The sequence below is a fragment of the Actinomycetota bacterium genome, from assembly GCA_030776625.1.
In the GTDB taxonomy this organism is placed as follows: domain Bacteria; phylum Actinomycetota; class CADDZG01; order CADDZG01; family WHSQ01; genus MB1-2.
Genome location: JALYHL010000010.1, coordinates 79534 through 98804 on the forward strand (window position 1 = coordinate 79534; position 19271 = coordinate 98804).

Annotated in this window: 19 protein-coding genes and 2 pseudogenes; 16 read left to right on the forward strand and 5 right to left on the reverse strand. The window is 66.4% G+C overall.

The genetic code is table 11. The annotated features are described in order from the left end of the window. Positions 1-221 precede the first annotated feature (221 nt). From M3N53_14125 to M3N53_14180, 12 genes and pseudogenes are all read left to right on the forward strand, one after another. Positions 222-394, forward strand: a pseudogene (locus M3N53_14125) (hypothetical protein). A gap of 1 nt (position 395) precedes the next feature. Continuing rightward, positions 396-572 (forward strand): annotated as a pseudogene (locus tag M3N53_14130) (calcium-binding protein). Positions 573-1007: 435 nt separating this feature from the next. After that, on the forward strand, positions 1008-1781 hold the full coding sequence (locus tag M3N53_14135) for a hypothetical protein (GenBank protein ID MDP9069463.1): 774 nt from the start codon (positions 1008-1010) through the stop codon (positions 1779-1781). 338 nt (positions 1782-2119) lie between these two features. Continuing rightward, positions 2120-4525 (forward strand): heavy metal translocating P-type ATPase, encoded by a 2406-nt coding sequence (locus M3N53_14140; GenBank protein ID MDP9069464.1) that lies wholly within the window; start codon positions 2120-2122, stop codon positions 4523-4525. Positions 4526-4576: 51 nt separating this feature from the next. Further along, on the forward strand, positions 4577-4849 hold the full coding sequence (locus M3N53_14145; GenBank protein MDP9069465.1) for a metal-sensitive transcriptional regulator: 273 nt from the start codon (positions 4577-4579) through the stop codon (positions 4847-4849). A gap of 137 nt (positions 4850-4986) precedes the next feature. Continuing rightward, a complete protein-coding gene (locus M3N53_14150) occupies positions 4987-5136 on the forward strand; it encodes a hypothetical protein (GenBank protein MDP9069466.1) in 150 nt (49 codons plus the stop codon). A 114-nt stretch (positions 5137-5250) separates the two neighbouring features. Continuing rightward, entirely contained in the window at positions 5251-7563 is a 2313-nt protein-coding gene (hypF, locus tag M3N53_14155) for a carbamoyltransferase HypF (protein MDP9069467.1), read from the forward strand. A gap of 54 nt (positions 7564-7617) precedes the next feature. After that, positions 7618-7893: a HypC/HybG/HupF family hydrogenase formation chaperone gene (locus M3N53_14160; GenBank protein MDP9069468.1), complete on the forward strand. Its 276-nt coding sequence runs from the start codon at positions 7618-7620 to the stop codon at positions 7891-7893. Next, entirely contained in the window at positions 7890-8150 is a 261-nt protein-coding gene (locus tag M3N53_14165; GenBank protein ID MDP9069469.1) for a HypC/HybG/HupF family hydrogenase formation chaperone, read from the forward strand. Before M3N53_14160 ends, M3N53_14165 begins: the two co-directional genes overlap by 4 nt. Next, positions 8147-9268, forward strand: coding sequence for a hydrogenase formation protein HypD (gene hypD / locus M3N53_14170; GenBank protein MDP9069470.1), 1122 nt, complete (start codon positions 8147-8149; stop codon positions 9266-9268). The genes M3N53_14165 and hypD overlap by 4 nt, the downstream gene beginning before the upstream one ends. Before the next feature lie 92 nt (positions 9269-9360). After that, positions 9361-10353 (forward strand): hydrogenase expression/formation protein HypE, encoded by a 993-nt coding sequence (gene hypE, locus M3N53_14175; protein ID MDP9069471.1) that lies wholly within the window; start codon positions 9361-9363, stop codon positions 10351-10353. A 5-nt stretch (positions 10354-10358) separates the two neighbouring features. Further along, positions 10359-11621, forward strand: a complete 1263-nt coding sequence (locus M3N53_14180; protein MDP9069472.1) for an SIS domain-containing protein — start codon at positions 10359-10361, stop codon at positions 11619-11621. Here M3N53_14180 and M3N53_14185 read toward each other — a convergent pair. From M3N53_14185 to M3N53_14195, 3 genes are read right to left on the reverse strand one after another with little or no spacing between them, the layout of a single operon-like run. Beyond that, entirely contained in the window at positions 11618-11881 is a 264-nt protein-coding gene (locus tag M3N53_14185; protein ID MDP9069473.1) for a hypothetical protein, read from the reverse strand. The two genes, M3N53_14180 and M3N53_14185, sit on opposite strands and share 4 nt — an antisense overlap. After that, a complete protein-coding gene (locus tag M3N53_14190; protein MDP9069474.1) occupies positions 11878-12159 on the reverse strand; it encodes a hypothetical protein in 282 nt (93 codons plus the stop codon). Before M3N53_14190 ends, M3N53_14185 begins: the two co-directional genes overlap by 4 nt. After that, positions 12156-12551, reverse strand: coding sequence for a hypothetical protein (locus M3N53_14195; protein ID MDP9069475.1), 396 nt, complete (start codon positions 12549-12551; stop codon positions 12156-12158). Before M3N53_14195 ends, M3N53_14190 begins: the two co-directional genes overlap by 4 nt. 258 nt (positions 12552-12809) lie before the next feature. On the opposite strand from M3N53_14195, the gene M3N53_14200 reads away from it, so the two are divergent. Genes M3N53_14200 through M3N53_14210 form a run of 3 tightly spaced genes read left to right on the forward strand, consistent with a single transcriptional unit; the run spans position 12810 to position 16791 of the window. After that, the gene (locus M3N53_14200; protein ID MDP9069476.1) at positions 12810-14111 is read left to right on the forward strand and encodes a hydrogenase expression protein HypE; all 1302 of its coding nucleotides are present in this window, start codon (positions 12810-12812) and stop codon (positions 14109-14111) included. Continuing rightward, positions 14112-16013, forward strand: coding sequence for a nickel-dependent hydrogenase large subunit (locus M3N53_14205; protein MDP9069477.1), 1902 nt, complete (start codon positions 14112-14114; stop codon positions 16011-16013). A 16-nt stretch (positions 16014-16029) separates the two neighbouring features. Further along, entirely contained in the window at positions 16030-16791 is a 762-nt protein-coding gene (locus M3N53_14210; GenBank protein MDP9069478.1) for a hypothetical protein, read from the forward strand. Here the strand turns inward: M3N53_14210 and M3N53_14215 are convergent. Together M3N53_14215 and M3N53_14220 are read right to left on the reverse strand one after the other, a co-directional pair. Then, the gene (locus M3N53_14215) at positions 16761-17516 is read right to left on the reverse strand and encodes a hypothetical protein (protein ID MDP9069479.1); all 756 of its coding nucleotides are present in this window, start codon (positions 17514-17516) and stop codon (positions 16761-16763) included. The two genes, M3N53_14210 and M3N53_14215, sit on opposite strands and share 31 nt — an antisense overlap. Next, on the reverse strand, positions 17507-18742 hold the full coding sequence (locus M3N53_14220; protein ID MDP9069480.1) for a tetratricopeptide repeat protein: 1236 nt from the start codon (positions 18740-18742) through the stop codon (positions 17507-17509). Before M3N53_14220 ends, M3N53_14215 begins: the two co-directional genes overlap by 10 nt. A 17-nt stretch (positions 18743-18759) precedes the next feature. Here M3N53_14220 and M3N53_14225 point away from each other — a divergent pair, with 17 nt between their 5' ends. After that, the gene (locus M3N53_14225) at positions 18760-19263 is read left to right on the forward strand and encodes a hydrogenase maturation protease (protein ID MDP9069481.1); all 504 of its coding nucleotides are present in this window, start codon (positions 18760-18762) and stop codon (positions 19261-19263) included. Positions 19264-19271 lie beyond the last annotated feature (8 nt).

The window sequence follows — 19271 nt, forward strand, 5'->3', positions numbered from 1 at the left end:
TGAGGGAGTCGCGTGGGTTACGGAGGAGCCGACGGGTACACGACGCTCTCCGCGCGACGAGAGAAGAACCAGCGTTCGCGGAACTCCAGATGCTGAAGACTCCCCGGTACGCAGAGGGTCCCGTCCGTGAAAGGAAGACAAGCAGCGTTCGTGGGTAGATGGGTGTCTTAGCTGAGAAGTGGCGGACGCAGAGGTGACCTCACCCCCGTAAGGAGAAAGACATGCGAGTGCGACAGCTGGTCCCGGCGCTGGTGGCGCTAGTCGTGGCGGGACTCTTTCCGACCGCGGTTGCACAGGCCTCGAACCCGAATTGTTTCGGGCGTCAGGCGACGATTCTCGGCACCGGCGACGACGATCGTCTCATCGGGACGCGCGGCAACGACGTCATCGTCGGCGGAAGCGGAGACGACCGGATCGAAGGGCGCGGGGGCAACGACCGGATCTGCGGCGGCTACGGCGAAGACGACATCAGGGGCGGCGGGGGCCGCGACCGCCTGCACGCCGGGGTGGGCGATCCATCTGGGCGGGGATCCGACCTGTATGGCGGCGGCGGAAACGACCTGTTGCTCGGAAGCAAGGCGGCCGACGGCGAGACCATGTACGGCGGTCGCGGCAACGACACGCTGCGCGCCTTCGACAGCAATCGGACCTACGAAGACTTGCTCAACGGCGGACCCGGCGACGACGTGCTCAAGCAGGGCAGAGAGCTGTCATTCCTCATACCGGGACCGGGGAACGATCAGGTCGATGGAGCGCACGTCGTTCGTCGGAAGGGCGACGCTACTCCGGTGCCTCCCGACACCGCGCGCGACTATCTCGACCTCAGCGAAGCTCCCGGCCCGATCGACGTCGACCTAGGCGCGGGCACCGCATCGGGCGAGGGCAACGACGAGATCGACGACGTCGAGGTCGTCATCGGGACCCCCTTCGACGACACGATCAGCGGAGGCGGCCTCGAGTGCTGCATCGCCGGCAACCTCCGTCCCACCGCCGAGTACCTCTACGGGATGGCGGGCAACGACGTGCTGGCGGGTGGGGAGGCGGATGACTGTCTGGTCGGCGATCCCGTGAAGCAGTTCGAAGGCTGCTTCTACCTCACTCCTACGGGAGAGGCCGGCAACGACACGCTTGTGGGTGACCGTGGAGACGACTCGCTGTGGGGCCTCGGCGGCGACGACCACTACGTCGGCGGTCCCGGCGAAGACACCGCCGGATTCTTCCACTCGCCCTCCGGAGTGACCGTGGACCTCGGATCGGGCCAGGCATCTGGTGAAGGTTCGGACTCCCTGCGATGGATCGAGATCGTGCGTGGGAGCCAGTTCGACGACGTGCTCACCGGCGATGAGGGCGACAACGTCCTCGACGGCGGCCGCGGCGCCGACACGCTCCGCGGCGCCGGAGGTAACGACGCTCTCGTCGTAGGTGGGCCGGAGGCTGACGCCGTGGAGGGCGGCGCGGGCAGCGACACCGCCCAGTACCAGTGCTCTGGATCCGGGATCGCGCTCCAGGTCGACCTGCAGGCCGGAACCGACAGCATCGGCAACACGCTGATCGAGGTGGAGAACGTGTCAGTGGGGGGATGCTTGGCGGCCGTGGCAGGCGACGACGGACCCAACCGGATAGTGGCCGCGGGGGAGCTCGCCGGCCGCGGTGGAGACGATGTGTTGCTGGGTGGCTACAGCGACGACGTCCTCAATGGCGGAGACGGGAACGACGTGCTCGACGGCCGCGGCGGGACGGACGCCTGCACCGAAGGCGAGACGGTGGTCAGATGTGAGTGAAGGAGCCCGGGTTTCGTCAGCGCGACGGGATCTTGAAGACCTGGAAGCGATGTCCGATCCGACGACGTAGATGTACCGGCCCTCATGGAGGCTGGTGCTGAAGGCCTAGCCGTCCTCGGTGACGTACGTACGACCGAAGCTCTTCCGGCCGGTCCGGAACGAGCGGCCGACGTCCTCGTCGTACTGGAAGCTGCTCCTTTGGGCCGATCTGACCGCGCGCGTCGCCCCTGCGCCGCAGCTGCCTTGACACCGGCGCCTTGTGTAGAGGCTTGACAACCCTACCCCCCTAGGGTATCTTGGATTCTCCAAGATCACGAGCAGCGCCGAAGGGGTGGCACATGAGCGGACATACCGAGATGAAGTCGTTGGACCTGGCGGTCGAGGGGATGACTTGCGGCTCCTGCGCCGCTCGGGTCCAACGGGCTCTAGAGAAGACCGACGGCGTCGAACGGGCGGACGTGAACTTCGCGACCGGCAAGGCACGCATCTACATGAGCGGAAGCGTTCAGCCGGACGAGCTCGCCAAGGCGGTGGACCGGGTGGGGTACTCGGTTAAAGATGCCGCCCCCCCGGCGCCGAGAACGCTGGACTTCGATGTCGAGGGCATGACGTGTGGATCCTGCGCCGCACGCGTCCAGCGGACGCTCGCCGAGCAGGAGGGCGTCGCGGACGCTGAGGTGAACTTCGCGACCGCCAAGGCTCGTGTGACGACGGAGGCGGCGGTGGATCCCGATGCTCTCGTCGCCGCAGTGGACCGCGTTGGCTATCGGTTGGTCCGTGCGGGTTCACCCGCCCGATCCGATGTCGGTGACGGCGTCTTGGACGAGAACGAAAAGCACCAGCGGATGTGGTCGATCCGCTTGCTCGCGGTCGCTCCGGCAGCGCTGTTCATGGCGGTCACGATGCTGATGGGCCACGACGCGATGGCGAACGAGACGCTGCGCTGGACGATGTTCGCGGTGGCCGTCCCGGTTCAGTTCTGGGTGGGCTGGCCGTTCCTGCGGGAGGCGGCACGTCGTGCGCGCAGGTTGACCGCAAACATGGACACGCTGATCTCCGTGGGGACGCTCGCGGCGTTCGGGTTCAGCGTCTACCAGCTGTTGAGCGGCGGGATGGACCTCTACTTCGAGACGGCCGTTCTGATCATCGCCTTCCTGTCGCTCGGCCGGTTCTTCGAAGCACGCGCCAAGGGGCGTGCGGGAAGGGCGATCCGGGCGCTGCTCGAGCTGGGCGCGAAGGAAGCGCGCCTCGTGGTCGGCGACCACGAGCAGATGGTGCCGGTTGAGGAGGTAAAGCGCGGAGACCTCGTGCGCGTACGGCCGGGCGAGAAGGTGCCGGTCGACGGCGAGGTGGTGGACGGCGCCAGCGCGGTCGACGAGTCGATGCTGACGGGGGAGAGCGTTCCGGTCGAGAAGACGAGCGGTGACAAGGTCGTGGGCGCGACGGTGAACGCCTCTGGGGTGCTGACGCTCCGCGCCACCGCGGTAGGGGCCGACTCCGCCCTCGCACAGATCGTCAAACTGGTCGAGGAAGCGCAGACGGGGAAGGCCGCGATCCAGCGCCTCGCCGACCGCATCTCTGGGATCTTCGTCCCGATCGTGTTCGCGATCGCAGCCGCCACCTTCCTGGGTTGGGCCACGATCGGCGGCGATCCGACCAAGGGGCTGCTATCGGCGGTGGCCGTGTTGATCATCGCTTGCCCGTGCGCGCTGGGCCTTGCAACGCCGACGGCGATCATGGTCGGAACCGGGCGCGGCGCCGACCTCGGAGTGCTGATCAAGAGCACCGAGGTTCTGGAGAGGACGCGCGACATAACGATGGTGGTCTTCGACAAGACGGGCACGCTGACGCGCGGCGAGATGTCGGTCACCGACGTCGTGGCGGTTGATGACGAGTCGCGGCTTCTGGCCTTCGCCGGCGGCGTCGAGGCTCACAGCGAGCACCCGATCGGGGCCGCCATCCGCGACCGCGCGAGGGAAGTGAGTGAGCTCCCATCGGTCACCTCCTTCGAAGCCGTCGCGGGATATGGCGTCCGCGGGCGTGTAGAGCACGACCTCGAGGTCTGGGTCGGGCGCCGGAAGCTGATGGCGGAAGCGGGATTCGTTGTTCCGAGCTCACTGGAGGACGCCGCGGAAACGTTCGAGTCGGAGGGCAAGACCGCGGTCTTCGCGGGGTGGAGCGGCGAAGTGCGTGGGGTCATCGCTGTCGCCGACACGACGAAGGATGGTGCGGCCGAGGCGGTAGCGGATCTGCGTGGCCTCGGGCTCTCCGTCGTGATGATCACCGGCGACAACTCGCGCACGGCTGAGGCGATAGCGAACACGCTCGGCATCGAGCGGGTGCTGTCCGAGGTCCTTCCGCAGGACAAGGTGAACGAGGTGCGCCAGCTCCAAGATGCGGGCGAGGTCGTCGCCATGGTTGGCGACGGCGTGAACGACGCCCCGGCGCTGGTTCAGGCAGATCTCGGCATCGCGATGGGAACAGGCACCGACGTCGCGATCGAGGCGAGTGACCTGACGTTGATGACCGGCGATCCGCGCAAGGTGGTCACGGCCATCGCGCTGTCCCGTCGCACCTATCGCACCATCGTGCAGAACCTCTTCTGGGCCTTCGGCTACAACGTCGCCGCGATCCCCGCCGCAGCGCTGGGCTTGCTCAACCCGATCCTGGCAGGCGCAGCTATGGCGTTCTCGAGCGTGAGCGTCGTGACCAACTCGCTGCGGCTCAAGCGATTTACGAGGTGAGGCCTTCTGGCGACGCGATCTGACTCAGCAGCCGATCCGAAGGAGAACGAGATGGAGCATGGTTACTACGGCCACAAGGAAGATGTCCTCGCCCGTCTGCGGCGTATCGAAGGCCAGGTGCGGGGCCTTCAGCGGATGGTGCAGGAAGACACCTACTGCATCGACATCCTGACGCAGATCAGCGCCGCCAACAACGCGCTCAAGAAGACGGCGATCGCACTGCTCGACGACCACATCAGGCACTGCGTAGCGGGTGGGCACGGCGGCAAGGACGACATGGTCGCGGAGGCGACGGCTGCGATCGAACGACTGGTCAAGTCGTAGCGACGCTGCGAGGACTAGGGGCAGGATCCTCCGCCCGGAATATTCGAGGCCGAGCCTGGTTGCGCGAAGTGTGGGACCGAGCAGGAGCGACGGAGGAACAAGCCTCCCACCGTGCTCGGCGTGGATCGGAGACAGGTATGGAACTAACCGTATGGAACGTGATGCGCTCGATGGCGGGCATCGAGACGGGGCGAGACTGCCGCCGCTGCCAGGAGCCGCTCTCTCGTCGGGACGGCTTCGCGATGAGCGAGGGCGTTTGCTCGCCCTGCCGCGTGGCGGGTAACTAGAAGACATCGCGGGGGCCGCGATCTGCGGCTGCGATCCCGCGATCGACGGGAGCATCTGCGCGAACGGCGCCGTGGCTGATCCGTCGAAGCGTTCCGGGGCGCGACGATGACCGGATGCGTCCTGAGTCTCTCGTCAGGAAACGGTTCCGCGTTCGCGGAACCGTTCAAGGGGTCGGGTTCAGACCCTTCGTTTACAGGCTCGCCACGGGATTGGATCTCGCGGGCTTCGTCTTGAACGACGGCGGCGGTGTAGTGGCGGAGGTGCAGGGAGAGGCCGAGGCTGTCGAACGGTTCTACGCCTCACTCACGCACGATGCACCACCGTTAGCTGTGGTCGTTTCCGTGACGTCCCAGGACGTTGCGCCCGGCGACGGACACGGGTTCACGATCAGAGCCAGCGATGCGAGCGGGTCCGCGGCTGCGCCCATCTCGCCCGACATAGCTACCTGTGACGAGTGTTTGTCGGAGATGACCGATCCGAGCAATCGGCGCTTTCGCTACCCGTTCATCAACTGCACGAATTGCGGCCCGCGTTTCACTATCGTCGCCTCGGTTCCTTACGACAGACCCAGCACGACGATGAGCTCGTTCGACATGTGCGCTGCATGCGCGGCCGAATACACATCTCCAGCCGATCGCCGCTTCCACGCTCAGCCAATCGGGTGCCCGCAGTGCGGCCCGCGGCTGACGCTCCTCGCTTCGGCCGACGTCGTCGTCGGCGATCCCGCACTTTCCGAGGCGGCTCGGATGATCCGAGAGGGTTCGTTGATCGCGGTCAAGGGGTTGGGCGGCTACCACCTCGCTTGCGATGCCGTGAACGAGACGGCTGTGTCCGAGTTGCGCCGGCGCAAGGGCCGCGAGCAAAAACCGCTGGCAGTGATGGTCGCCACGATCGGAGACGCAGAAGCGCTCGCCGACCTTTCGCCTCAGGAGGTGGAGGTGCTGTCGTCGGACCGGCGCCCGATCGTCCTGGTCGAGAAGCGCGCCGGCTCGGGCCTTGCGCATTCGGTCTCGCCCAGAGATCGCTACGTAGGAGTGATGCTGTCCTATACGCCGCTGCACCACCTGTTGTTGGCGGAGGTGGGGGGACCGGTCGTGATGACCTCGGCCAACACCGCCGAGGAGCCCATCGTTTACGCCGACGACGACGCTCGTGAGCGCCTAGGTCCTGTCGCTGACGCCGTTCTCTCACACGATCGCCCTATCCGGATGCGATGCGACGATTCGGTCGTCCGTGTGGTGGACGGGGGTATCTATCCGATCCGGAGAAGCAGGGGCCTCGTCCCCGCGCCGGTGTATGTGGATCCGCCCTTCAAGGCCGCTGTTCTGGGGGCCGGGGCTCAGCTGAAGCACACCTTCTGCCTCGGCACGCAGGACCGGGCGATCGTGTCGCAGCACATCGGGGACCTCCAGAGTTACGAGGCCATGGTCGCTTTCGAAGACGCGTTAGATCACTTCACGACCCTGTTCGGGATCATTCCTGAAGTCATTGCTCATGACCTGCACCCCGACTACCTGTCGACGAAGTGGGCATCGAGACAGGACTCAGCGCGGCTGGTGGCGGTTCAGCATCATCACGCGCACATCGCGTCCTGCTTGGCGGACAACGGACGATCGGGTCACGTGATCGGGCTCGCTCTTGACGGTACGGGTCTCGGGGACGACGGCGCCCTGTGGGGTTGCGAGCTGCTCGTGTGCGACCTCGCGGCGTACTCGCGCCATGCCCATCTCGAGTACGTCCCCGTTCCCGGCGGAGAGGCGGCGATCAAGGAGCCGTGGCGGATGGCAGCTGTCTACCTCGATCGTCTCTTCGGGGGCCGCGCGCAGGAGCTCGGCCTCGACGTCGTGAGGACGACGGCCTCATCGTGGGAACCGATCTTGAAGATGGCGTCGAACCACATCAACTCACCACTGGCGTCGAGCGCGGGCAGACTGTTCGATGCCGTCGCCGCGATCGTGGCCGGGCGCCATACCGTTTCGTACGAGGGGCAGGCGGCCGCGGCGCTGGAGCAGATGGCCGACGCCAGCGTGAGCGACTCCTATCCCTGCACCCTCTCTGGAGGCCAGATCCACGGGAGTGATCTCGTGGCGGCCGTAGTGGAAGACCTACTGCGGGGACAGCCGGGGGAGATCGTCTCGGCGCGGTTCCACAACGGTCTCGCGCGGGTGGTCGCGGCGGCGGCGTCCGAGGTCCGGGTGGAGCACGGGATCGCAACCGCCGTGCTTTCGGGTGGTTCCTTCCAGAACCTGCTGCTGCTTAGTCGCACTCGCGCCTATCTCGAGGCCGAAGGGTTCGAGGTGCTAGTGCACCGGCAGGTTCCGCCCAACGACGGCGGCATCAGCCTGGGTCAGACGGTGGTGGCCAACGCGCGGCTGGCTAGCGAGGATCGTGGCAGGTTTCGACAGCCCTCCCCGAGCACCCGGTAGATGCTCCACGTGCGCGAAGATGTTCGGGACATATAGCGGCTTGGGGGGATAAGCGTGTGCCTCGGCATCCCGGGTGAGATCGTTGAGATCGTCGATCCGGACAACGACATCGCGAAGATCGACGTGGGCGGGGTGAAGCGCAACGTAAACATCGGTCTGCTCCAAGGAACCGACGCCGTTCGCGTTGGCGACTGGGTCCTGGTCCACGTGGGGTTCGCAATGTCCAAGATGGACGCGGACGAGGCTGCATCGACGCTGGATTTTCTCGAGGGCCTGGGGCAGGACTACGAAGACGAGCTCGACCAGCTGAAGACGACGGACATCGCATGACTGATGCGTCGTTGCCGCTCGTCGATCCACAGTCGTACGGAGCGGTGTGCGCTGTGGTGGACGGATGTCTCACCTGCGGAGATGTTGCGGTCCCGGTGACTGTTGTTACCGCGACCGAGCCCGATGCGCTTTGTCGTGACGACCACGGGTCGGAAGGCAAGGTCGGGGTGGAGCTCGTTGCTCCGATCGCCGTCGGAGATCGGTTGCTGGTACATGGCGGCGTTGCCATCGCGCGGTTGGAGGATGACGCGAGATGAGATACCTCGACGAGTTCCGCGACCCGCAGCTGGCCCGCAGCCTGTCGACGCAGATCGCCGCTCTGGCCGAGCCCGGACGTCACTACAAGATCATGGAGGTCTGTGGCGGCCACACGCACACGATCTACAAACATGGGATCGAGGACCATCTTCCGGAGACCGTGGAGCTCGTCCACGGGCCCGGCTGCCCCGTCTGCGTCATCCCGATGGGGCGCGTCGACGACGGGATGGCGATCGCGCGTCGCCCGGATGTGATCTTCACGTGCTTCGGCGACATGATGCGCGTTCCGGGCGGCGCCGGTTCTCTGCTGGACGCTAAGGCCGAAGGCGCCGACGTGCGCTTCGTCTATTCGCCCCTGGACGCGTTGAAGATCGCCCGGTGTAGCCCCGACAAGGAGGTTGTTTTCTTCGCGATCGGCTTCGAGACCACTGCTCCCTCGACGGCACTCACGTTGCTGCGCGCACGGAAGGAAGGCATCAAGAACTTCTCGGTGATGTGCAACCACGTCACGATCGTTCCGCCGCTCAAGGCGTTGTTGGAGTCTCCCGACCTGCGTCTCGACGCCTTCATCGGGCCGGGCCACGTCTCCACCGTCGTCGGTTGCAGGCCCTACGAGTTCATTCCCGCGGACTACGGCCAACCCGTGGTCGTTGCAGGTTTCGAGCCTCTAGACCTGTTGCAGTCGATCTACATGATCATGAAGCAGCTGGCGGACGGCAGGGCCGAGGTCGAGAACCAATACGCAAGAGCCGTGGTTTGGGACGGGAACGTGCGAGCGCTGGAGGTGCTGCAGGAGGTGTTCGAGCTGCGGCCTTACTTCGAATGGCGGGGGTTGGGCTTCATCTCTCAGAGCGCGCTCAGGTTGTCGGACGACTTCGCAGAGTTCGACGCGGAGCTGAGGTTCGACGTGCCGGGGGTCCGCGTCGCGGACCCGAAGGCCTGCCAGTGCGGCGAGGTGCTGAAGGGGGTCATCAAGCCGTGGGAGTGCAAGGTATTCGGAACTGCGTGCACACCGGAGACTCCGATCGGGACGTGCATGGTGTCCTCCGAAGGAGCTTGCGCGGCGTACTACAACTTCGGCCGGTTCGCGCGGTCCAAAGAGCGCACGGGAGCCTAGGCGACGCGGTGGCGGATCTCGAGCAAGAGGTCCTGGCCCGGATCGAGCGGCAGCGCAAGCTCAAGCCGCGGTTCCGCGAGGAGCGGATCACGATGGCGCACGGCGCGGGGATGAAGGCTACGCAGACGCTGGTGTCGGGTCTGTTCGAGCCCAGCTTCGCGAACGAAGCCTTGGCGGAGCTTGCCGATGCTGCCACCCTCAACGTGGAAGGGGTCGGCATCGCCTTCACGACCGACTCCTATGTCGTGAAGCCGCTGTCCTTCCCGGGAAGCTCGATCGGCGAGCTCGCGGTCAACGGGACGCTGAACGACCTCGCCGTCAGCGGTGCGCGGCCGGTCGCCCTGTCCGCGGCTTTCATCATCGAGGAGGGGCTCGACGCAGACATCCTGCGCGCCGAGGTGGCGGCGATGGCGGCCGCGGCCGAACGCGCCCGCGTGCCCATAGCAACGGGTGACACAAAGGTGGTCGAGCGCGGCAAGGCAGATGGGATGTACATCACGACCGCGGGAGTCGGCGTCAAGGACCGCAGGAGCCGGTTGTCCGCGACGTCGATCCGTCCGGGTGACCGCATCTTGTGCTCGGGGACGATCGGCGACCACGGGACCGCTGTGATGCTGGCGCGAGGCGACCTGGAGTTGGATGCGGATATCTCGTCCGACAGCGCGCCGGTATGGGAGCTTGCCGACGCATTGATGGAGTCCGTAGGTCCGTCGTTGAGAGTGATGAGGGACCCCACGCGCGGGGGAGTGGCAACGGTGTTGAACGAGCTCGCCCACGATGCGGACGTCGGCGTCATCCTCGACGAGGATGCGGTTCCGCTGCAGCCGGCGGTGAAGGGGGCGTGCGAGATCCTCGGTATCGATCCTATGTACGTCGCGAACGAGGGGAAGGTCCTCGCGGTGGTCGCGGCTGATGCCGCGGATGTCGCCCTTGCTGCACTGCGGAGGCGGCCGCTGGGGACAGCCGCGGCGATCATCGGTGAGATTGCGGAGCAACCCGAGGGGATGGTGCTCGTCCGGACCGGGTTCGGCGGAACACGCATCATGGACATGCTGATCGGGGACCCTCTCCCCAGGATCTGCTGAACCGCATGTCGAAGTCGGCCCCGGAGTTCGTGCGGAAGCAATACGCGCTCCGGGACGACCTGGTGAGGTCCTTCTTTTCGGCGGAAGCTGCGGCTGTCGCGCTGCTATGTCACGACATGGCGCGCCGATTCGCACGAGGAGGACGCCTCATCGCGTTCGGTGCTGGTGCCGCCGCTACCGACGCCCAGCATCTTTCGGTCGAGTTCGTTCACCCGGTCATCGTCGGGAAACGAGCTCTTCCCGCCCTCGCTCTGGTCAACGACGTGTCCGCGCTTGGCGCGGCGTTGACCGACGCCTCGGGTTTCTTCGCGCGCCGTCTGGAGCTGATGGCTCGGGAGCAGGACGTCGCCGTCGGGATCGTCCACGGCGCTGAAGACCCAGGCCGGGAAGCCGTTGCTGCCGCGCTCAAACAAGCATCGGCGTTGGGGATGTTGACGCTCTCCCTTGGCGCCTCCGACACCGCTGCCGCCGCGGATCACGTCTTCGAGGTCCCCTCGCGAGACCGTTTCATCGTTCAGGAGGTCCAGGAGACGCTGTACCACCTGGTGTGGGAACTCGTTCACGTCTTCTTCGAGCACAAGGGCCTGCTGGACGATCGTGACGAACGCAGCACGCATCACACCGGGCGCTCCAGTTTCCTGTACCCGTTCCTCGCAGAGCAGGAGAAAGGTCTGGATACAGTGTTGACACAGCTCGAGCGGTCCGTCGTGGACAAGGCTTCCGACGTCTGTGCCATGCGGGCCTCTTCGATCGAGCCGGAGGCTCTGACGGAGACGGCGAGGCTGATCGCGGAGCGCGTGTCGGCAGGCGGCAAAGTCCTCGCGTTCGGTAACGGCGGCTCCGCCACCGATGCCCAAGACCTCGTGGGCGACTTGGTGGGCCCACCGCGGGGGATGAAGCCCGTCCCGGCGGTATCACTGACGAATGACGAAGCGGTCATGACCGCGTTGGGTAATGACGTGGGCTTCGAGAACGTCTTCGTGCGACAGGTCATCGCTCATGCGCACCAGTCAGACGTCGCGATCGCGATCTCTACGAGCGGCGGGTCCCGCAACGTCGTCGCTGCGGTCGAAGAGGCGAAGCGGCGGGGGCTGCTGACGGTTGGTCTCGCGGGCTACGGCGGCGGCCGGCTCGCGGAGGTGTGCGACCGCACCCACTCGATCACCGGCGACTACATCCCGCGCATCCAGGAGGCCCAGGCGTCGCAATACCACGTGCTTCGTCGTCTGATCGACGCGGCTGTTGTTGCTCGTGAAGGAGACGCTTAGCGCGACGCTGCTGCTCGCGCTGCCTTCTCGGCGATCGGACCGAGCGCCGCTTCGATCTCGCCCAGCGTCTTGTTGATCCGCAACACCGAGGGACCAATGGCGCCGGTCTGAGACTCCACCGCGCGAACCCCGAAGGCGACCTTTCCCAAGGTCGTCGAGATGCTCCTGAGCTCTCGCGTGAGGGCGATGACGTAGGCGGCCAGTACGACGACGACGAGCGCGATCTCGACGACGGTGAGGATCACCAGCAGCGTGGTCACGACGACGTCACCTTGTTCAAGAGCTCGTCATGACGAAGCGCCTCGGCCTTGATCGCCTCGAGCTCGTCGGCGGTGTCGTTGAGCAGCCATGTCGTAGCGGTATTGCGGGCCACCATCGTCGCCGTGCTCCAGAGGGTCTTCACGTTGCTGTCGATGCGGCGAACCTCACGCAGAAGCGTGTGGAGCAAGAACACCACCACGAGCGCAATCACCAGGCCGACGCCAAGGGTTATCCACCACATCGTCTGCACGTCGGATGGAAGTGCAGCGAGATTCATCGACGCTCCTCTCCTGAAGGATGTTGTGGAGGGTCGTGTCCCGCGAGCCCGGATGCGGCCCCGCCGAGCCCCCTCGGTGTGCCGATCGCGGTGGTGGGATCGATCGTGGGCGCGGGCTCGCCGTTGCTGCTGCCACCGCCGAGCGCCTCGCGTGCCTTCATCGCACCTTGAAGGAGGTCGTTCGCGACGGTGTTCGTGGTGGCCACCTGCCACAGCACCTCGGTGCGATCCCGAGCGAGGATCAGCGAACGCGTGCCGTCTTCGGCGACGTCCGCGATCTTCCGGGCGGTCGCGATGATCGCTACCACGACCACAACCACGATGACGACAACGAGCGCGCCGATGCCGTAGCCCACCCACCAGCCGGTCATATCGGTTGCAGCCGAGACCACGGGACCCCCTTGCGCTAGATGTCCGAAGCATACACATGGCCCGATCGCCGCCACGAGTCCGATGGCCCCCGTACGGAGGCGAAACCAAGTACCCTAGGTGCGCTCGTCACATAGCCCGGGGGGAGTGGGATGGCACAAACCGAAACCGTGAAGACACCGGCTCAGCGGCTCCTCGATGTTCTGGGTCCCGTAGATCGTTGGCACGACTTCGACGAGATCGGGCATATGGGGTTGCCAAGCCGCGCGGTGATGGAGGACATGCTCGCACCGACCGCCACCGCCGGCCGCACGAGCCGACTCGGCCCCCTCGAGAAGCTCCACGTGTTCTGGTTCGCCGGCATGAGTTGCGATGGTTGTTCCGTTGCGGTGACGGGCGCGCAGGCGCCTTCGGTCGAAAGTCTGTTGCTTGGTGCGCACCCGGGATTACCGCGGGTGATCCTCCATCACCCGGTGCTGAACGTCGAAGCCGGACCGTGGTACGTGAAGGCGCAGGAGGATGCCATCCGCGGGACGCTCGACGCGCCTTACGCGATCGTCCTCGAGGGATCGATCAGCGACGAGGTCGCCGCGATGCTGCAGGGCGGCTCCGACGAAGGCCGCGGCCACGGCTATTGGGCCGCCCAGGGCGAAGAGCCGTGGGGCCGCGACGGCGAGATGCGCCACGTCACGGCCGACGAGTGGATCGCTCGCCTCGCTCCGGGTGCCGCCGCGTCTATCGCGATCGGCACGTGCGCGACCTGGGGCGGCATCCCGTCGGCGAACGGGAACCCCACCGGCGCGATGAGCCTGATGGACTTCCTCGGCAAGGACTACCGCAGCGCGTTCGGCGTCCCGGTCGTCAACGTGCCGGGGTGTCCGCCGATCGGCGACAACTTCACCGAGACCGTCGCCGCCGTCCTGTATTTCCTCCAAGGGTTCGGCCCCCTGCCAGAGTTCGACGAGCTGGGGCGTCCCGCGTGGCTCTTCGGCGAGACCGTCCACCGCCACTGTGTTCGTGGCGCTTACTACGAAGAGGGAACGTACGCCGAGACGTTCGGGGATCCAGAGTGCCTGGTGGAGATCGGGTGCTGGGGTCCCGTGGTCAACTGCAACATCACGTCGCGCGGGATGATCAACCACGTCGGGGGCTGCATGAACAGCGGCGGCGCCTGTATCGGGTGCACCATGCCGGGCTTCCCCGACAAGTTCACCCCCTTCTACAAGAGGCCGCCTGGATCGCTTGCCTCGACCGCCGCGGCGCGGCTGCTCGGCAGCGTCGTCCGGCCTCTGCGCCGGAACACGAATGCACACCTCAACCGCGAGGTGCGCTGGGACCTTCACGAGAACGTCCCTAGCGGTTGGGCGCGAGAGAAGAACGAGCCGAACGCGGTTCAGAACACCGTGCACAAGTTCTACGACCGGCTCCGTCGCTCGACGGACACCAGCAAGAACCCGGGCGAGGTGTGGGGCAAGCGCGACGAGTGGACGTATGCGCGCAATCCGGATTCAGAGGAGAGATTCGAAGCAGAGGCGCGCGCCGCGACCGCGGTGGCGGCTGCCGACGATAAGGGGGATCGTTAGATGTGCTTCAAGAACCTGCCCCTTGAGTTCGACGAGCGCGGGAATGCTTCCCTAAGAGAGGGAGTGGCCGATCCCTGGTCGCTGCAGACGGCGAAGCCGGACGTGGCTCAGAGCGACGCCGAACGAGAAGCCGAGATCCAGCGACTCATGGCGCGCAACGGCCACATCAAAGACATCAACATGGACCCGGTCACCCGCATCGCCGGCGCGCTTGCGGTTCACATGACCGCTGACCTCGAGAGCGGCCGCTACGTGCAGGCGCACTCGCAGGCGACGCTGTTCCGCGGATACGAGGTGATCCTCATGGGGCGTGACCCCCGCGACGCGACCAACATCTCGTCGCGGGCCTGTGGCGTCTGCGGCGGCGTGCACGCCCACGCATCTGCATACGCGATCGAGATGGCGATGGGCATCTGTCCGCCTCCGCTCGGCACCGTCGTTCGGAACATGGGGGAGGCGGCCGAGATGGGCTACGACAACCCGTTGCACCTCTACCTGCTTGCCGGCCCCGATTACTCCGAAGCGATCATCCGCCAATCCAACCCCGAGCTGTGGCCGAAGGCGGAGGCATGGACGTGCCAGCACCAGGAGAGCCACGGCTTCAAGACGATGGCGGATCTGATGTCGGCGCTGAATCCTCTGACCGGGGCGCTCTACCGCGAGGGGCTTGAGTTCACCAGGCTGTCGCGCGAGATGTGCGTGATCCTGTGGGGCAAGTACCCCCACCCACAGACCGTGATCCCCGGCGGGATGTCGACGACGCTCACGATGCAGTCGTTGAACGAGTACCACTCGAAGCTCGGACGCATCTTCGACTACGCGCAGCGGATGATGGGGGTCTGGGACGAGATCGTCGACTTCTTCTACGCGGCGGACGAGCGCTACAAGCAGGTGGGCGCCCGGCCGACGAACATGATCGACTCCGGTTACTGGGACGATCCTTACGCGTACGACGCGACCTACCAGAACTGCGACGCGTGGGGGCAGCGCCGCTGGTCGACGCCCGCGGTGATCATCGATGGCGAGCTCGTCACCACCAACTTCACGCAGATCAATATGGGCTTCGAGGAGTTCGTCGAGCACTCGTATTACGAGCAGTGGCAGGGCGACCGTTACCCCACGGATCCAAACGGGAACCCGCTCAGCCCGTACCACCCGTGGAACAAGCAGACTCTGCCCAAGCCTCAGGGGCGCAACTGGAAAGAGAAGTACACGTGGGCGACCGCGCCGCGCTGGGACCGACACGTCGTCGAGGCCGGGTGCTACGTCCGTCTCCAGGCGACTGCGATGGCGCAGAAGCAGCCGCGCAACGACTTCATCGAGGCGACGGGCAACGGCATCAGGATGCACGTGCCGAAGGGGCTAACGCCGGAGAGCGAGGTCGAGTGGCGGATCCCCGAGCAGTGGAACGCGTTGGAGCGCAACCGTGGCCGCGCCTACCACTACCTGATGTCGCAGCTGGTTGGGCTCGCGAGCTTGATGGAGGCTTACAAGCTCTTCAAACAGGGCGAGCACCGGGTCTCCGCCATGACTCCGGGTGAGCTGGAGCGGGCGATCCCGAAGGACGAGCGCCGGGGGATCGGCTGGTGGGGTGCGGGCAGAGGCTGGCTGGTTCACCATCTCTCGATGGATCGCGGAAAGCTCACGAACTACCAGATCACGACCCCGTCGACGATCAACGCCTCGCCTCGCGATCCATGGGGACAGCCCGGGCCGTACGAGGAAGCGGTGATGAACACGCCGATCATCGAAGATGTCTCGGATCCGTCTCGGTTCACCGGGATCGACATGCTGAGGACGATCCGAAGCTTCGACCCGTGCATGCCGTGCACGACGCACGTTCACACGGGCGCGGGGACGGTCGTGCGGGAGGTCAATACCTGCTCTTGCGGAGCCGACTAGCCGTCGCTCTAGCGGGATGACGATCCTGGTCGGGGGCGTGAGCCAGCTCTACCAGGGTGACCACGACCTCGGCCGTCTAGCCGTCGAGATGCTGCGCGCGCAGGAGCTCGGTCCAGACGTGTTGGTCGAGGACCTTTACTACGGCGCCGTTGCAGTCGTGCAGCTCTTGGAGGAAGTTCGCCCGGACATGCTGATCCTTGTCGGCACCCAAGAGCGCGGGCGCCCTGCGGGAACGGTGGAGCGTCGCCGGCTGGAGCCTTCGTCCGGCGACGTCGACGTCGACGCGGTTCAGCGGTCGGTAGGCGACGCCGTCGTGGGATACGTGGACCTGGAGCTGACAACAGACGTGGTCCGAGGATTCGGGGCACTGCCACAACGGACGGTGGTTATCGAGGTAGAGCCGGCCCGTACCGAGCCGTCGGAGGAACTGAGCGAAGAGGCTCGCGCCGCGCTCTCGACGGTCATCGAGCTCGTCCGGTTGGAGATCGGGCGCGTCCCATTGTTCGAGCTCACGGACCGTCTGAGAGAGATGCTGGCAGAGCAACGCCTAGTTCCGTCACCGGCACTGTCCGCGCTCGAGGACCTGTTGATCGACTTGCGCTCGGCCGAGCTCAACGGGACATGGGGCGCGACATTCGCACGACGCGACCGGCTGCGGATGGCGATCGCCGCAGGCGAGACCGGAGAGGGCATGAACCACCTCGACTGGGGGCTGTGGTGGGCACTGATCGAGGAGCTCGACCGGCTTCAGGGGGCGGAGGTCGGCGCCGCATCCTGATCGTTGCCGTTCCACTCCTCGAGGATCCCGAGGTTCTGCGGGCGGATGGCGACCTTGTTGCCCCTCGGCGTCTCGAGTAGGAGCGCCCCGTCCATGAGCGACCCGACTGCGGTGCCGGTGACCTGTGGCCCCGCGGGACCCATCGGGATCATCCGCGCGCGGACGCCACGACCTACCGTCTGTAGCCTCGGCAGGTAGTCGCGCAGAACTTCGTCGGTCGGAGCAGCGATACGGCCCTCGATGGCCTCGACCAACCGCGCCAACAAGGGTCCTCGGGGCGGCTCCGCATGCGGGATCAGCACGTTGACGACCGCCCACAGCACGACGGCTGGCCCGAGCTCGGCGTGGACGCCGACGCTTCCCGCCAGCTCGTCGTCCAGGTAGACGCGGTCGGGCCACTCGATCGTGGCGGCCTCGCCGATCACGTCGCCGAGCGCGGTGGTCGCGGCGGTGTAGAGCCAGCCCTCCCGCTCGTGCTTCATCGTTGGACGCACCACCAGCGAAAACGCCAGCGTGTTTCCGGGCGTGACAGTCCATTCGAACCCGGCGCGACCGCGGGGTGAGGCCTGGTAATCGGCGACGACGAGCGCACCCGCGCTCGCGCCCTGCCGCGCCCACGCCAGTGCGTCCGCCTCCGTCGACAACAGCGCGCGATACGAGCGGATCTCGCGCCCGGGCAACACCGGCGCCAGAGCCGCGAGCGACAGGTCCTCGTTCAGCTCCACGCGGGCTCTTGCCCCAACGACGCGGCGACGCTGTTGAAGGTCGACCGCAACCTGTCCCACTGGGGGACCGGAAACCGCACCATCGCCCGGCCCGTGTGGTGGCGCCACCTGCCCGCGTCCTCAGACGAAAGTGTGTCGGCCGCTTCCAGCGACGCGTGGATGATCCGGTGCATCTCGGCGGGTGGCAGCTCCAGTAGCGCCGTCAGCCATGCCTCCGCCACCTTCTCTGCCGCGTCCTCGCGCTCGACGAGTGCCTGCACGAAAGCGTTCGCCTCCGCTACCCGAGCCTCAGGGTCCAGGTCGAGCCACCGCAACAGCTCCTCGTGGAGGATGCGCGGCCACCGAGCAGCGAGTTCTTCCTCGAGCACGAGGATCACCGCAGGCGCGTCAGAAGCGAGACGTTCGAGCACCGCCTCCGCCTGTCGACCCGCAGGCTCGGGAGCCTCCGGTACGGCGGCTGCCTGTTGCGCTGCGAGCCGGGCGCGGGCGGGGTTCCCCGCGGCCTCGAATGCGAGCGCGAGGTTCGACTTCGCGACCGCGTGGGTCCGCGGTCGCAGGGTGCGAGGCTCGGCCGCAACCGCATCGCGCAGTGCTTCGAGCGCCGCTTCCGGATGACCATTCGCCAGGTGCGCCAGGCCCAGGATGTTCGACGCCGCTCCGACGCCCGCTTCATCGTTAGCGCGACCAGACAGAGAGACGGCCTCTCGCAACAAGGGGACCGCCGCTGTGGCGTCCCCCGCTCCCAGCAGCGTGGCGCCTAGTTCGCGCGCCGCGGCAGCAGCTTGACCCGGGACGCGTTCTTTGTCTAGCAGGGCGTGAGCACCGCGCAAAGCCGTGGCCGAACCGTCTAGGTCACCCTGCTCTCGCCGCGCTAGGCCCAGATTGAACAAGGCTGCGCCCTCCTCGAGCTCGAGGCCCGCCGCGTTGAATGCCGACGCGGCAGCTTCGAAGCAAGTAGAGGCCTGTTCAGCCTCGCCGAGCCCGCGGAAGGCGACTCCGAGCATGTTGGTCGCCTTCGCGTGTTCGACGGGCAGCTTGGTGGGGTCGAAGAGCGACGTTGCCGATGCCAGGGCATCTCGCGCCGGCTCGGCTTCATCCAGCTGCAGGAGGAGGACGCCTCTGTGGAACTGGGCGGTCGCGTGCTGTACGGGATAGCGGTCGGTCCGATAGATCTGGAGCCGGCGTTCGAGCTCCTCGAGTGCCTCGTCTATGTGCTCGCGCTGCACGGTGTCATCCTACGAGCGTGAGGTTCTTCGTTGCGGGCGTGGGAAACACGCTGCGGGCCGATGACGGCTTCGGCGTGAGGGTCGCTCAACGCCTGCAAGCGGCGCCACTGCCGGACGGGGTGACGGTGATGGATGTCGGGATCGGCGGGATCCACATGGTTCAAGAGCTACTCCGAGAGCCGGTCGACCACCTGGTCGTGGTTGACGCCGTGGATCTCGGGCGACCGCCGGGAACCGTGCTCGTCATCCGCCCGGACGTCCGTGACGTCTTCTCGCTGTCGGACTGGGAACGGCGGGAGGAGCTAGCCGACATGCACTACGCCACGCCAGAGCGCGCGTTCATGCTGGCACAGGCGCTGGGTGCACTGCCCGGAGCGCTATGGGTGGTCGGTTGCCAGCCGAGAGAGGTGGACTGGCTGGGCGAGCAGTTGTCTCCTGAGGTAGAAGCCGCCGTAGGCTCAGCCGTTGCAGAGGTCCTCGCTATCGCTCGCGGCGCCGGGATCGAGTGGTCTGGATCGTGAGATGCCCG

Coding starts and splice junctions, on each gene's coding strand:
- M3N53_14135 (MDP9069463.1), top strand. CDS start 1,008: ATGGCGGGCAACGACGTGCTGGCGGGTGGGGAGGCGGATGACTGTCTG.
- M3N53_14140 (MDP9069464.1), top strand. CDS start 2,120: ATGAGCGGACATACCGAGATGAAGTCGTTGGACCTGGCGGTCGAGGGG.
- M3N53_14145 (MDP9069465.1), top strand. CDS start 4,577: ATGGAGCATGGTTACTACGGCCACAAGGAAGATGTCCTCGCCCGTCTG.
- M3N53_14150 (MDP9069466.1), top strand. CDS start 4,987: ATGGAACTAACCGTATGGAACGTGATGCGCTCGATGGCGGGCATCGAG.
- hypF (MDP9069467.1), top strand. CDS start 5,251: ATGCGTCCTGAGTCTCTCGTCAGGAAACGGTTCCGCGTTCGCGGAACC.
- M3N53_14165 (MDP9069469.1), top strand. CDS start 7,890: ATGACTGATGCGTCGTTGCCGCTCGTCGATCCACAGTCGTACGGAGCG.
- hypD (MDP9069470.1), top strand. CDS start 8,147: ATGAGATACCTCGACGAGTTCCGCGACCCGCAGCTGGCCCGCAGCCTG.
- hypE (MDP9069471.1), top strand. CDS start 9,361: ATGGCGCACGGCGCGGGGATGAAGGCTACGCAGACGCTGGTGTCGGGT.
- M3N53_14180 (MDP9069472.1), top strand. CDS start 10,359: ATGTCGAAGTCGGCCCCGGAGTTCGTGCGGAAGCAATACGCGCTCCGG.
- M3N53_14190 (MDP9069474.1), bottom strand. CDS start 12,159: ATGAATCTCGCTGCACTTCCATCCGACGTGCAGACGATGTGGTGGATA.
- M3N53_14200 (MDP9069476.1), top strand. CDS start 12,810: ATGCTCGCACCGACCGCCACCGCCGGCCGCACGAGCCGACTCGGCCCC.
- M3N53_14205 (MDP9069477.1), top strand. CDS start 14,112: ATGTGCTTCAAGAACCTGCCCCTTGAGTTCGACGAGCGCGGGAATGCT.
- M3N53_14210 (MDP9069478.1), top strand. CDS start 16,030: ATGACGATCCTGGTCGGGGGCGTGAGCCAGCTCTACCAGGGTGACCAC.